The 14,603-nt window shown below is 41.5% G+C and carries 9 protein-coding genes; all 9 read right to left on the reverse strand.

Annotated elements, in window-relative coordinates; genetic code table 11:
- Positions 1–17: 17 nt before the first annotated feature.
- Positions 18–545, reverse strand: a complete 528-nt coding sequence (locus BMW53_RS15015) for a GNAT family N-acetyltransferase (protein ID WP_038563182.1) — start codon at positions 543–545, stop codon at positions 18–20.
- A gap of 18 nt (positions 546–563) precedes the next feature.
- A complete protein-coding gene (locus BMW53_RS15020) occupies positions 564–2,519 on the reverse strand; it encodes a glycosyltransferase (RefSeq protein WP_038563179.1) in 1,956 nt (651 codons plus the stop codon).
- Positions 2,520–2,663: 144 nt separating this feature from the next.
- A complete protein-coding gene (gene recR / locus BMW53_RS15025; RefSeq protein ID WP_038563176.1) occupies positions 2,664–3,290 on the reverse strand; it encodes a recombination mediator RecR in 627 nt (208 codons plus the stop codon).
- Between the two features lie 181 nt (positions 3,291–3,471).
- Positions 3,472–5,748, reverse strand: coding sequence for an NADP-dependent malic enzyme (locus tag BMW53_RS21610; protein WP_038563173.1), 2,277 nt, complete (start codon positions 5,746–5,748; stop codon positions 3,472–3,474).
- 503 nt (positions 5,749–6,251) lie between these two features.
- Entirely contained in the window at positions 6,252–7,328 is a 1,077-nt protein-coding gene (locus tag BMW53_RS15035; protein WP_038563171.1) for an MraY family glycosyltransferase, read from the reverse strand.
- A 448-nt stretch (positions 7,329–7,776) separates the two neighbouring features.
- Positions 7,777–9,204, reverse strand: a complete 1,428-nt coding sequence (locus tag BMW53_RS15040) for a capsule assembly Wzi family protein (protein WP_081804929.1) — start codon at positions 9,202–9,204, stop codon at positions 7,777–7,779.
- Positions 9,205–9,355: 151 nt separating this feature from the next.
- On the reverse strand, positions 9,356–10,483 hold the full coding sequence (locus BMW53_RS15045; protein WP_038563165.1) for a GNVR domain-containing protein: 1,128 nt from the start codon (positions 10,481–10,483) through the stop codon (positions 9,356–9,358).
- A 74-nt stretch (positions 10,484–10,557) separates the two neighbouring features.
- Positions 10,558–12,990 (reverse strand): SLBB domain-containing protein, encoded by a 2,433-nt coding sequence (locus BMW53_RS15050; protein WP_038563162.1) that lies wholly within the window; start codon positions 12,988–12,990, stop codon positions 10,558–10,560.
- 605 nt (positions 12,991–13,595) lie between these two features.
- Complete coding sequence (locus BMW53_RS15055; protein WP_038563160.1) at positions 13,596–14,480, reverse strand: glycosyltransferase; 885 nt, start codon at positions 14,478–14,480, stop codon at positions 13,596–13,598.
- Positions 14,481–14,603: the final 123 nt, after the last annotated feature.

Raw genomic sequence — 14,603 nt, forward strand, 5'->3', positions numbered from 1 at the left:
TTTGGGATGAATGAACTTTATCCCAAAAACTTCTGATAAAACAATTCATCTTTCCACCCGGAGAACGTTTTAATCCAGTTTTTTTTGATGCCACTTTGAGTAAATCCCGATTTTTCGAATAACTGTATGCTACCCCAATTGTCGGAAGTAATGTTGGCGTACAATTGCCTTAATCCCAGAATTTCAAACGAATAGTTGGATAAGGCTTGCAGTGCATCGCTGGCGTAACCTTTTTTACGGTCGTCGCTTTTGTGGATGAGAATACCAACTCCGGCCCGCATGTGAAAGGGCTCAAAATCAAACAGATCAACGGCTCCAACGGGCTTCTTATCTGAAGTTTCAATAATTAAACGAAGCTGTTTGGTTTCGTAGATGTCTTTTGCCGATTCCAAAAGATACTGGGCAAGAATGTGTTTCGAGAACGGCGTTTTAGTGTTGCTCACTTCCCAAATCTCAGTGTTATTCTCCCATTGGTATAACAGGTCAAGGTCTTCCGGTTCAAGGGGACGGAGGATTATTTTTCCATAGCTTAGTTTTTCGTTCATCTTCTTTGGTTTTTATGATTACCGGTCTATGTGTTTCCAGCCTTTCAGCAAAATTTCAATGTCCGACAGTAAATTGTAATCTTTTGCGTACGACCTGTTCAACTGAATTAATTTTTCTTTATCCCATTTCAATTCAGGAAACCTGTCAGCCGGATGTAAAACGCCTTCTTTTATTGCCGGAAGTTTGTTTTCTGTTGTAACCTCCGGTATGTAACCAATCCAGGATTTCTTTCCTGCAATTACCCTGCAACTGTTTTTAATGAAGTTTCCTTTATTTGTTGTGAACCAGATAAGAATCGGGCTCAGACAAAAGATCAATAGAGCTGTAAATATGTCGAACAAACGTTTTTTTCGCTTGTTGGCCGCTTTTGAAATGGCGTTGAGGTTCACCACATAAAGATCGCCGGCGGTGTGAATGGAATTACTGCCGATGATACTTGCACTTTCGGGAGGCGCAATTTTGTAATCAATATCCAGGCGACTCAGGTCGAGCATGGCTTTAATAATCTCGGCCGAGCTGATATTTTCGGCACAAAAAATAATTTCATCAATACGGTTAATCCGAATAATCTCTTCCAGCTGGCTCAATTCACCTATGTAATTGGGGCCTTTATCGCTACTATTGATCGCAATAAAACCGGCCATTTGCGACCGAATCCGGGTTTCTTCCAAAATTTGATGAACACGGAGAGCTTCTTTCGAATGCCCAACAATAGCAATTTTACGGGCACGCTGTGTGTTCAGGGCAAAATCGCAGAGTTTTAGCCAGTGGCCCAACAAGCGGTAGCCGGTGAGGATAATTGCGGCCCAGGCAGTGCCCAAAAGAATTAAGGCGCGCGAAAAGCGGTATTGCTCGTCAACCAGCGAATAGGCCAGCAGCAACGCGATAAGCCCCCAAAGTATTCCACGGCCAACTTTGTAAAGGCTTGCGGGCTTTTTGTATGCTCCCGAAAAACGAATGCCAAACAAAAAAAACAAGCAGTAAACCGGAACTACAAATTGTATAAATTCCGGCGGGTAATAATCGGATTGATGAAAGCGGAACTGTTCCCAAAATGGAGTGATCAGCCAGAATCCGGTAAAAATCAGCAAGGCATCAATAACCGGAATATACAATTTTTGCAAGACACGCTTTGAGGCAGAAAGCAAAGCCCGGAAATAAATTGCCAGATGAATTAGCAGGGCAAAAACGCTTGCTTTACTTCCCGAGAAATGTTTATGCGCAAAAATAATCATGGCCTTGTAAAATACCTTCACGTAATTTAGCGAGCCCTTTTTTGTGCTTTCGCCTTTGTAGTGGATTATGGTTGTTTCGGGGAAGTAATAATTTTTATATCCCCCTTTTTGAATGCGGTACGAAAGGTCGATATCCTCGCCATACATAAAAAATGTTTCATCCAGCAATCCTACTTTGTCGAGTACCGATTTACGAAGCAGCATAAAAGCACCTGCCAGTACATCAATTTCATGCACTTCATCCGGGTTGAGGTAGGAGAGATGATATTTTCCGAATTTACGCGATTTGGGGAAAAGTTTCGAAAGACCGAACATTTTATAAAAAGCCACCCATGGTGTTGGTAATCCCCGTTTTGATTCCGGCAGAAAAAGGCCTTTGCCATCAATCATTTTTACACCGAGACCGCCCGCATCGGGGTGTGCTTCCATAAACGAAAGTACCTTTTCAAAAGTATCTTCCTCAACAACGGTGTCAGGATTCAGCAACAAAATATATTTTCCTTTTGCCTGCCGAATGGCCTGGTTATTGGCTCGTGAAAAACCGATGTTTTCGGTATTTTGGATGAAAATAACATGGGGAAACTTTTCGGTAATTAACTGCGCCGAGCCGTCAACCGAGTTATTATCAACAACAAAAACTTCGCCTTGTACCTTCTGCAAAGCCTTCTCAACCGAGTGGAGGCATTGTTCGAGAAAATGCTTTACGTTGTAGTTGACAATAACAATTGAAATATCCATTTTTCAGCGCTGGTGTTTTCAAAAAAGCTGGTCGGCAAAACTATTGCCGGCCATGGAAATCTACTTTAAAGTTGATAACGAATTACTCTCAAATGTAAGGTTTCCTTTTCATAACAAAAAGAAACCGGCTTTCTGATGCGTAATTTATTTTCCCAACGAGCTTTCGAAAGGAACGCGGTTCATTAACGAACGGCCAAGTGTAATTTCGTCGGTATATTCCAGCTCGTCGCCAATGGAAACGCCCCGCGCCAGTGTCGAGATTTTTATTTCCCTGCCTTTCAGTTTCCGGTAGATGTAAAAATTGGTGGTATCGCCTTCCATGGTGGTTGAAAGTGCCAGGATGATTTCAATAACTTTGCCTGAATCTACCCGTTCAATCAGCGAATCGATTTCCAGTTCTGCCGGGCCAATGCCATCCATAGGCGAAATTATCCCTCCCAGTACGTGGTACAATCCGTTAAACTGGTGTGTATTCTCCACCGACATTACATCACGGATATTTTCTACCACACAAATTACACTTTCGTTGCGCGACGGATTGGAACAAATCTGGCAAGTATCGTTATCCGAAATGTTATGGCAAACTTTGCAGTGTTTTATTTCGTTTCGTAATTGTATCAGGCTGTTGCCAAAAGAGTTAACCGCTTCTTTGTCTTGCCGCAGCAGGTGTAAAACCAGGCGTAAAGCACTTTTCCGGCCTATTCCGGGAAGTTTTGAAAACTCGTTTACAGCGGCCTCCAGTAATCGCGAAGGATATTTGTCAATATTCATACAAACAAAAATAGTGTTGAAATTGAAAATATGATACACGAAAGCCACTTTTCGTACCGGGATGTACTTTTGCCTGTTTTTGCTGCTGTAATTATGGTACTGAAAGCTTCTGTTTTTTTAGAAGTAAAAAAAATGCCGAAGTCCAATTAGGAACCCCGGCATTTTTATGCAAGCCCAGGTGTTAGTTCGTATTGTTGTCCTGGGCATCGATAACAGCTATGGCCGTCATGTTGATGATCTCGCGCACGGTACTGTCGCGTTGTAATATATGAATTGGTTTTTTCATTCCCATCAGTATAGGACCAATCGCCTCGTACGGCCCCAAAGCCTGTAGAATTTTATAGGTAATATTTCCCGAGCTCAGGTTGGGGAAAATAAGGGTATTGGCATCCTTATCGCCCAATTTATTAAAGGGATAACGCGAATAGCGCAACTTGCCATTTAAGGCATAATTGGCCTGCATTTCGCCATCCACTATTAAATCAGGATTACTCTCATGCAGCAACTGTACTGCTTCTTTTACTCTTATCGGGCTGCCTGCTCCTTTATAGGCGCCAAAGTTAGAGTAGGAAAGGAGGGCAATGCGTGGTTCGATATTAAATTTACGAACTTCGGCTGCGGTAAGCAAGGTGGTGTCGGCAAGTGTTTGTGCCGAAGGATTCATATTTACGGTTGTATCGGCCAGGAATAACGGGCCGCTTTTGGTTAGCAGCATATACATTCCTGCAATGTGGTTATAATCCTTTTTTACGCCGATTACCTGCAGCGTTGGGCGAATGGTTGACGAATATTTTCTGGAGAATCCGGAAATAAAAGCATCTGCCTCGCCTGTTTCCACCATCATCGAACCATAATAGTCGTGGTTGTACATTTTTTCTACCGCCTCGTTGTAAGTCATTCCTTTACGTTTTCGTTTTTCGTAGAGGATTTTTGCAAAATGATGACGTTTTTCGTCGCTTACTGATTCGCACAGGTCGATAATTGGAACATTGTTAATATCCAGCTGGTTTTCTTTTATCAGCTCCTGAATTTTCTCTTTGTTGCCCAGTAAAATTGGTTGTGCAATACCCTCGCGAATAACAAACTGAACGGCTTTAAGAATCCGGAAACTGTTGGCCTCGGCAAATACAATTCGTTTCGGATCTTGTTTTGCCTTGGTGCGAATGGCCATTATCAGGCGGTTGTCAATTCCCAGACGTTCCGTTAACTCTTGCTCGTAGGCTGTCCAGCTTTTTATGGGTTTGCGGGCTACCCCGCTTTCCATGGCAGCATGTGCTACAGCCGAAGAAATGGTAGTAATCAAACGCGGATCGAGCGGTTTGGGGATGATGTAATCTTTGCCAAACACAATATTTTTCATGTTGTAGGCTTTGGCAACCATTTCCGGTACATATTCTTTTGCAAGTTTTGCCAGTGCTTTTGCGGCCGCAATCTTCATTTCTTCGTTAATGGTGGTTGCCCGCACATCCAGTGCTCCCCTGAAAATAAAGGGAAATCCCAGCACGTTGTTGATCTGGTTGGGGTAATCGCTACGTCCGGTAGCCATTATAATGTCTTTTCGTGCAGCAGTAGCATCTTCGTATGAGATTTCGGGATTGGGATTGGCCATGGCAAAAACGATCGGATTTTTCGCCATCGATTTGATCATTTTTTTATTGACCACATCGGCAACCGACAGTCCGAGAAATACATCGGCATCTTTCATGGCTTCTTCCAGCGTATCTATTTTTCTGTTGGTAATAAATTGTTGTTTAATCTCATTCAAATCAGTACGTTCGCGGTTTATAACGCCCTTGCTGTCAACCATTACAATATTTTCAGGTTCTACCCCCATGCTGATGTACAGTTTAGCACACGATACAGCGGCTGCTCCGGCACCGCTAACAACAACCTGAATATCTTCAATAAGCTTTTTGTTTATTTCCAAAGCATTAAGTAGGGCTGCCGCAGAAATGATTGCTGTTCCATGTTGATCGTCGTGAAAAACCGGAATATTAAGTTGTTTCCGAAGCGTTTCTTCAATTTTAAAACATTCGGGAGCTTTTATGTCTTCCAGGTTTATGCCTCCAAAAGTTGGTGCAATAGCTTTAACAACGGCAATCAGTTTGTCCGGATCTTTTTCGTCCACTTCAATGTCGAAAACATCCACGTCGGCAAAAATCTTAAACAACAAACCTTTTCCCTCCATAACCGGCTTTCCGGCTTCCGGCCCGATATCACCAAGACCCAAAACCGCAGTTCCGTTCGAAATTACGGCTACCAGGTTTCCTTTTGCGGTGTATTTATAGGCATTGTCCTTGTCCTTTTCAATTTCCAGACAAGGCTGTGCAACCCCCGGGGTGTATGCCAGCGAAAGATCGTATTGTGTATTATGTGGTTTGGTAGGTATAACTTCTATTTTCCCGGGACGATGTTTTTTGTGGTAGTTGAGGGCATCAATTCTACGAATTTTAGGCATGGCAGTCAATTTTTATGGTTTAATCTAAATTTACATAAAATGTACTGCCTATAAAAGGTTATTAATCAGAAATAAAAGTGTTGTGCAACAATGGGAAAGGGAAAAGGGGAGAGAAGGATTTGTGGGGAATGAGGTTGATAGGAGATTGGGATTTGAACGCAACGAAGATGAGCTAAATTGTGAAATTGGATATCGGAAGGGTGAAATCAAGAAAATTCGGTTTTCAGCATTTTAGCTGAAATGAAGTTGGCGTAATACCGCTTGGCTCTGCCACGGGGATAGTCAACTTCAAGAATTTTAATTATTCTGAACGATGTACTTGCGGTATTTTAAAAGTTCTGTTTTTAAGCAACTTTGTGAAAGATTGGGATTCGCGAAGGCGAAAATTAACCTGGCAAAACTACCAAGAGACCAACTTACCTTCATCATCCTTAATCAATAATCCTTTCTCACCTATTGCTTTGAATAGTAACTTTTATACTTAGGAGAAGTGGTAATTGAGCCTACGCAGAATAAGCTTTTTTGGCTCTTTTTGTACGCAGTACATAAGATGGTATCGCCGAGAACCCAAGACCAACCAGGAAAACAGTAATAAACTGCAGATTTACATTTAGCTGCCAGTGGTTGAGGCCAAGTGCAATTGCAATTAATACAACGTTGCCTGCCAAAATGGTTAATGTTACTTTTAAATGCGAACCAAGTAACGATAGCAAACGGTGGTGGATATGGTTTTTATCCGGCGAAAATGGTGAGCGTCGTTGGGCTATTCGAATAGCCATAACCCTGAGAGTATCAATAAGAGGTACAATTATTATGGCAAAAGATACAGCCGGTGCTCCACCTATACGGTAAGGCTCTGGTGCAGTCAAATTCAATTCGTTAAATGAAACAATCATTACTGAAATAATTAATCCAATTATCAGCGATCCTGTATCTCCCATAAACAGTTTATTTCTGCTACCAAAAACATTATAAAGGAAAAAGCCTGCCAGTGCTCCAACTAAGGCAAAAGCCATTATTGCCTGCGGATAGTTTTGGCTTAAATAAAACCAGGTTCCCAATACTGATGATGCCAGCATTCCTAAACCGGAGGCGAGTCCATCTACCCCGTCAATAAGATTAAAGGCATTTATGATCACAATTATTGCAAAAAGCGATAGTGAAAAACTAGTTAGATTTCCGATCTTATGCTCTCCGAATACCCCGTGTAAATTCGTGAAATGAATATTGGCAAAGGAGATGAGTAATATTACCGTTACAATTTGGATGATTAATTTTTTCCGGGCCGAAAGAATCATCAAATCGTCTTTTAAGCCCATGAAGAACATGATAATAACGGCTGCCATAATATATTTTAACGCATCATAGGCTAATCCATCTGTGGCAAATATGGCACTAATGCTGAAGCCAATAAAAATAGCAACTCCTCCCAATGGAGGAACTATCTCTGTGTGTACTTTTCGTTCATCAAAGGGCTCAAATAAATGTTTGGCTTTAGCGGTGCGAATAATTGGGGGTACTACTACAATTACGAGTAGAAAGCTAAGAATAAGTGCGGATAGGATTAAAATAATTTCCATATCAGAATGTTATGATCTAGTTCTTGTGTTTATATAGGTAATTTAATTTACCGTAAATGCATGCTATTTTGTTGAATACATTTTACTCGATGCCAAAATTAGCTAAATTTAATTTAAATAAGAATTTTAACTTCAAAAAGATCAAATATTTAACAAATTGTTTTATTCTTACTTATTGGTTAACCCTGCGAACTTGCCTGATTGCAGCCAGGTTTATTCCTGTTACATAAGTTTTTATTAATTTATTTTTCCTGAAGACTGAAGTCTGGAACCCCGGTTCGGAAAGAGGTGTTGAAGTTGTTTCTTCCGTATTCAGACTTCTGTCTTCCCTCCAACATATCGATAGCATCAAATTTCATTCGCGGTTTAAACCGATGTATTTCCAATGCAAAGTGCTTTGTTAACAGTAGATAAAAAACGTCTATCCAAAAACAAGGCGCTGAAATTTTTAGTTCGGGAAGTAATAGTTGAATGAAATCATTGCTCCCAAACGAGTGGTGTTTACTCCATTATCATAAACACTTCCACGATCGGCAGCTACCGATGTTGAAATACTTATTTTTTTTGACAGCGGTTGCCAGGAAACCTGCCCAAGTGCTGAGAGTTGTTTACGCGAAGGACTGATGGTTGTGCCTCCTTGTCCATTGTGCCGCCCAATATTATTGGAATAGGTTAGCAGCGCTTTCCAGGCAAAAGTTTCAGACAATAATCCGTCAGCCCCCAAATGGAAACCTGCAAAACGCGTGTTTTCAAAACCTCTGCTTGTGCCATCAGCTATTAATACGGGAGCAAAGAGCGGACTCACCATTGCCATTTTATTGTAAGTGGCACCTGAAAGATATAACCCGTGGTTAAAATAATCATCAATTCCACGGCCACGCCCGTTTTCGTCGGGAGCTTCACCGATGAGATAAGCCCCGCTTTGGTTTTTGGTATGGAAATATTCGAACACGATATTTTTTAAGTGAGCTTGTTGTTTATGAAAAGCAAGATGTAAACCAATCAGGTTATCGGAGTAATTAACAAATTCCATTCCTGAGTGATCTTCATAGGGATGGCTGATGTAAAGTGTAGCATTCAGTTTATCCCAGGCTTTGCTAAATTCAATCTGATAAACGCCGTAACTGTTTCCCATGGCATTAAGCTGTTCTTTATCAATAACATTATTGCCACCGGCACTGGCTGTTAAATAGTTGAAGTAGTCTTCCCATCCCGGAAACTCGCCGAGCACAGGATGTGTGCCGCCCCACATTACGAAATGTTCAATTCCTACCGTTACCTGTAACGATTTTGGTTGGCCAAAGCGAAAAAACAGGTTTCCCCGGTGTAAATGCGTATCTTTTACATAACGATCGTCGTTGAGCAGGCCCTCTTCATAAAAGCCATTGATAAAAAACCAGTCGGTAAAAACGGGAACATAACGGTTAAAACCGGCTCTTATTTTTGGATGAGGCCTTGCATTTCGCGATGCTGACAGGTTGCCGTTAGTGGTTGACAGTCCGGCATAAACTTCCTCCTCAGGGAAAGCGCCAATTTGCAGCTGAAGAAATCTCCAGCTCATGCTTCCAAAAAGTTGGGTAAAGCGGATGTCGTTTTCGTCGGCCAGTAGCAAATCAAGGTCAAGACCTACCTGATAGCTGAAATCAGAACCTCCGATTTGTTGCCCATGAAAAGCATTAATACTGAAGTTTTGTATGGTACTGCTGTTTTTATCGAATTGCCCCAACTGGTTGGCCCATAGCCAAAAGGGGAGCTGGTTTTTTGTGCCTGCCAAAGTATTTGACTCCAGACTTAGTGATTGAGCAAATAAGCCGGATAGCGGACCGATGCATAAGAGCAGTAAAAGTGCTCCTTTAATTATGGAAAGTTTTTTCATTAGCTTTTTAACGATGATAATGCGGATTTAGTTTGATCAGGCGTTAACATTTTAATTTGTGCTCTAACTTATTTCATATCCTTCTTGTGTTTGGGTTTTGTAGTTAGGTTTAACCTTTTGTTATTTGGGAAAAAGTATTGAATCTGCTCAATTAATTAATGTTGGTATTATCTTTTGCAACCACAAATTCCTTCCACAGAACAATACAAGTTCCCGCAAACAAACCTATCAATGTAAGGCTGATGATGGTGAACATTGTTTTGGGCCTGCTTTTCTGCTGGGGCACTTTTGCCGGTTCAATTACGGTAAATACCGGTGTTTTATCCTGAACGAGAATTTGTGCCTGTTCGCGCTTTTGTGCCAGTCCTTTGTACAGGTTCGAGGCCAGCGTACTTTCGGTAACCAGCCTGTCGCGGCGCGATTTTGCTGATGCCAGAATGACATTTACATTACTGTCGTCGTAATCGGCTAAAGCTTCCTGTTTCTCAAAATACCGGGCTTTGGCTTCCTGGTAGCGAGCCTCGATAAAAGCCAGGTCTTTTTTCTCTTTACTGGTATGGTAATCAATAATGTATTGCTTTAGGCTGGCGATCACTTTTTCGGTTAAAAGAGCTGAAACGTAAGGGTCTTGTTGTTCCACACTCACTTTAATTATTTTACTGTCGCCACCGGTAATTCCACTTTCCGATTTTATAATGTTTACCTCAATGGTACCGGCCAGTCCTTTAATCAAATCCAGGTCGGCCTGAGAAAGATTCAACGGTTCTCCTTCATTTTTTTGAGGAATACTTCTTTTTTCGCCCTTCGGTTTTAACAAGCTGAGGGCATAACCCGGCCATCCCGCAATCGATGGTTTGGTATGTTCCTGCAGGTATTCGCTAACCGACATGGTAAGGTCTTTTTTGGGTAAATACACCCTTTCCTGTAAAATATCCATAAGGAAAGTTGTACTCTTTACCACTTCGGGATACAAGTCGGGTGTTAAGGCGCTCTGATTACTTCCACTCATATCGAGGCCCATTAAACCACCTACGTCAAATCCTGCCAGGTTTCCCAATTGTCCCATTAAGCCATTTGCCGGGCTGTTGGAGTTCGATTCGGCTAACAGGCTAACTTCCGTTTTATATACCCTCGGCGTAAAAACGACCAGAAATACACCTGCCAAAAAAGCGATAGCAGCCGATTTTATTAGTATTCCACGGTTTTGTTTGAGCCGGAGAAGCAGATCTTTTATTTCGAGGTAATCTTTTTTATTTATGATAGCTGTATTCTTGCTCATTTCTTATTCAATGAAAATTTACAGTGAATTTTTAGATCAATAATGTCTTTCAGTATTACGGGCACTTACCGTTATTACATGGTATTTATTAGTGCTACAACAATAAGCGAGAGCGATGCAGCTAACGAAATGGCACCTGTTTGGGAAATCTTTCTGCGTTCGCCTTTACTCGGAACAATTATTTCTGCTCCTGCCTGTAATTCGGGATAATTACGGCCAAATATTGTTTTGTTTGTTTTGCGAACCGAGCCATTGGCGTAAACCACATAAATATGTCCGGGTTTCGATCTTTTTGTTAATCCGCCGGCATTGGCCAGGTATTGCCTTACACTCATCGATTCGTCGAAAGGAACCACATTGGGATTGTACACCGAGCCACTAACTTTAATGGTTTGTAACGATTTTAATATGCGTATCGAATCGCCTTCCTGCAAAATCAAATCGCTTTTACCTCCCGGGTTCGAAAGAATATTTGCCAGGTTAACAGCAATGATATCCAACTCGTTTCGGGTGATATTAATAGTATTGGCCGATTCTTTTTCCTTTGCAATATTGTCAATGGCTTTGTCGGTCAGGATTCGGTTCGGCGTTCTTTTTCGAATTAAACTGGCACCGTTAATATAGGCTTCGGGCGTTATACCACCCGATCGTTTTATCAAATCGGAAATGCGTTCGGTGCGTGAGGTTAGCGAGTATTTTCCCGGAAAATTCACTTCGCCGTTAATACTTACCAGCATTTGCGGCATGTAGGCAGGAGATTTGCGAATAAACACCTGATCAAAAGGTTGTAATACGAAATTGGATGCTTCGTCGCTTAGCGCCAGTGATTTATCGATGGGGAATTTAATGATATCAGCCAGTTTTACTGAAGTAACGGTTGAGGTGTCGTTTGCCACGCGTCGGGCAATTTCAATATTCGCTGTAGAAGCCGTTTCCAGCAAACCTCCGGCCTGAAGAATAAAGTCTTCAACGGTAGTATTTTCAGAGTAAGGATAAATTCCCGGTTGTTTCACTTCGCCCTCAATTTGTATCGTACGTGTTTCGCGCAAATCGTGGATTGAAGGAATATGAACAGAGTCTTCGCGTTGCAGGGTGAAATCGAGATTGGAAGCCAACAGGTTATTCAAATCAACAGCAATATGCTCCCTGGTCAGATCTTCCTGTAAGCGAAAAACCGAGATGCGGTCTTTAAATACATCTTCGCGTAAACCATCGGCTTTGTTTATTAATTCTTTTAATGTTGTTCCTTCGTTGATGGCATACGAACCCGGGCGAAATACCGCTCCTGAAATAAATACCCGGTTTTCAAAACGATTCAAAACGGCATCTATTTGTACTTCGTCGCCATTTTCCAGGCGAATGACATCCAAATAGTCGGTAGCAATGTCTAAAATGCGTTTTTCTTTGCCGGTTTTCCGAAGTATTTTAACCCGCTCGGTATAAGCATTTCCTGTGAATCCTCCTGCAAATTCAATTAAGTCCTCCAACGATTCGTCGGGCTTAATGTCGAAGGCCATGGGGCGTTTCACCTCTCCGTTTATCCTTACACGGTTTTCATAAGGAGGGATGAAAATGATATCCTGATCCTGTAAGCGGATGTTATTGGATTGTTTGGCATTTATCAGGTATTCATAAAAGTCGATGTGTGCAACGATTTTATTGTCACGAATGATCTGTACATCACGGATTGAACCATTGTCAGCCGGACCACCGGCGATGTACATGGCGTTAAAAGCTGTTGCCATTGCCGAAATATTGTAGGTTCCGGGTAAAACCACTTCGCCCACAATATTTATCTGGATACTCCGTACAGCACCCAATGTAACTTTCATCGAGGTTTTTCCATCCTTAAGTCCGGAGTAGATCTGGCCTAAGATGGTTTCCAGTTTTTTTCCGGCATCTTCTGTCGTCATTCCGCTTAAGAATACAGGGCCAATATTTGAAATAATTATACTTCCATCGTTTGAAACCACTTCCTGGTAACTGTGTTGCGAGGCTCCCCAAACATCGATGTTTACCAGGTCGCCCGGACCAATTAAATAATCGCGTGGTGTTAAAACATTAAAGCTGGGTTCGAAGGTAAGGTCGGTATTTTTAAACAGCGAAAAACCAAAATTATCGTTTGTTGGTGTTTTTGCAGCGTAGGGAAGGCGTTCTTCGAGGTTTTCGGGATACTCTACCTTCGGACGTGTGTTTATTTTTACTCCCTTGCTGCCATCCTCCATTATCTTGTTGTCGTAAAGACGTTCAGCGCGTTCTTTAAATTTCTCAATTTCGTTTTCGTCCATTCCGCGCGACCGGGCTAAGGATTCGATCTGGTCGGGTGTAAGTCCCGACTCAATAGCACGTTGCATAATTACCCGCATCTGGGCATCGGAAATCTGGCTCGATTTTATTTCCGAAACATTTTGTTCCATCGGGTTTAGGCTCTGGGCCATCACTTTTCCTTGTATCAGAAACAGGAACATCAGAATGAAACAGGAATATTTAACGATAGAAAATCTCATAGATATAGCTTATGTTTTAGGTATTAAATAATGAACTGTATGCGTAAATTTTGAGCAATAAAAGTAATAAAATCTCATTTCAATCGAATCATCCTTTGCGGTTCTTCAGTAGAATTCGGATTTTAACCTGATAATTGCCCCTGGCTTTGTTATTGGAAGGTGCTTTTTTTCCTTTGTTGAACTACTCTTTATACACCTCTTTTCTAAAGAAAGTATGCTTTTCGTTTATAACGATTTAAAATGTAAAATATCCAATGCTGAATGATCAATATTCAAGTTTACTGGAATTTGTTGTGGTTTAGCCTGTTATCTGTTGGATGTTGAGTATTTTACAATAACCATCGCCCTTACGCCTGCCTGCAGGCAGGGGCGATGCTGTAATACCGATTTGAAATTAAACTGAGCCTTTGGTTCGCTCACTCCCAAAGCCTCTTTAATTTTCTATAGGCATTAACCATTGTAATTTCAAAGGCTCACTTTGAAATACAATTGGTATAACTTGCCGGGGCTTTGCCCCTGTAACGATTTACATAAAACCATTTTACGGCTCTCTTTTACCAAAATTTATAGCGTAATGGGTAGCCTGTTGAGGGGAGAACAAGCCTTTATTTGGGCTTTCTACAGCTTAATTGCAGCTTTTTGGCAAAAATATACAGCGCGTAAAATACTTTTAAAAAGGTAAGCAAAATGCTATTTGTTTTGGCGTGGTATTGATGAAAAACGATCCGACTGTTGAATAAATGCTGGATTTGTGCCAGGTGATTCATCTCTTTACTGATAACTGCGGAGTCTTCGTGAAAGAATTTAAGCTGTAAAGCCAGGTAGTTCCTTAGCCCGGCTTTTTTTACTTTCAGACCCAAAATGCGCTCTTCTTCGTACAAAAAGGTACGCTCATCGAAAAAGTTTAGCTGCGCAAATGTTTCCAGTTTCCCCATAAAAAAAGAGCCGGTTAGGCATTCTACAGCCATTGTTTTTTGTTGCGCGGGCAAATCGTAATAAACAGCCTGGTTTGCTTTTGCCCGGTTAAAACCAGCTACCGTACCGATATCATAAGAAAAATCCGGAATTTTCCAGGCCGCATTGGGTGCCGGCTGGCCATCCATGTGCATAAGTGGCGAAATAAAGGCAATATCGTTACACTGATCGTAACTGTTTGTTAGTTGCGCTAACAGCTTCGGATTATCAATTGAAATATCGTTGTTGCTTATAACCACAAAGGTATTGTCAGGTATTTTTTTCTGAAGGTATTTTAAACCAAAATTATTTCCGTAAGCGTAGCCTCCATTGTATGCTGACTGAATGATTTCTACTTGTTCATCGTTTTGTAAATGTTGAACGAGAGCATTGTGCGAATTGTCCGTAGAACAGTTATCGACTACCAAAATGGAAAGCTGAATACTTTGCTGCAATTTTAATTGCCGGATGTAGTCAACAGTGGCTTCCCACGAATTATAATTCAGAATCAATACAACCAGGCGTGGCATTTCCATTTTTATCTTTTAGTGTATCGTAAGTTTTGTTGGGCAATATTTATCAGAATCCTGTTGATCGGCACCCTTCGACTACGCTCAGGGTGACTGTCAGGCTGAGCGTAGTCGAAGTCTGATTTTTCG

Source organism: Draconibacterium orientale (genome assembly GCF_900111425.1).
GTDB lineage: Bacteria > Bacteroidota > Bacteroidia > Bacteroidales > Prolixibacteraceae > Draconibacterium > Draconibacterium orientale.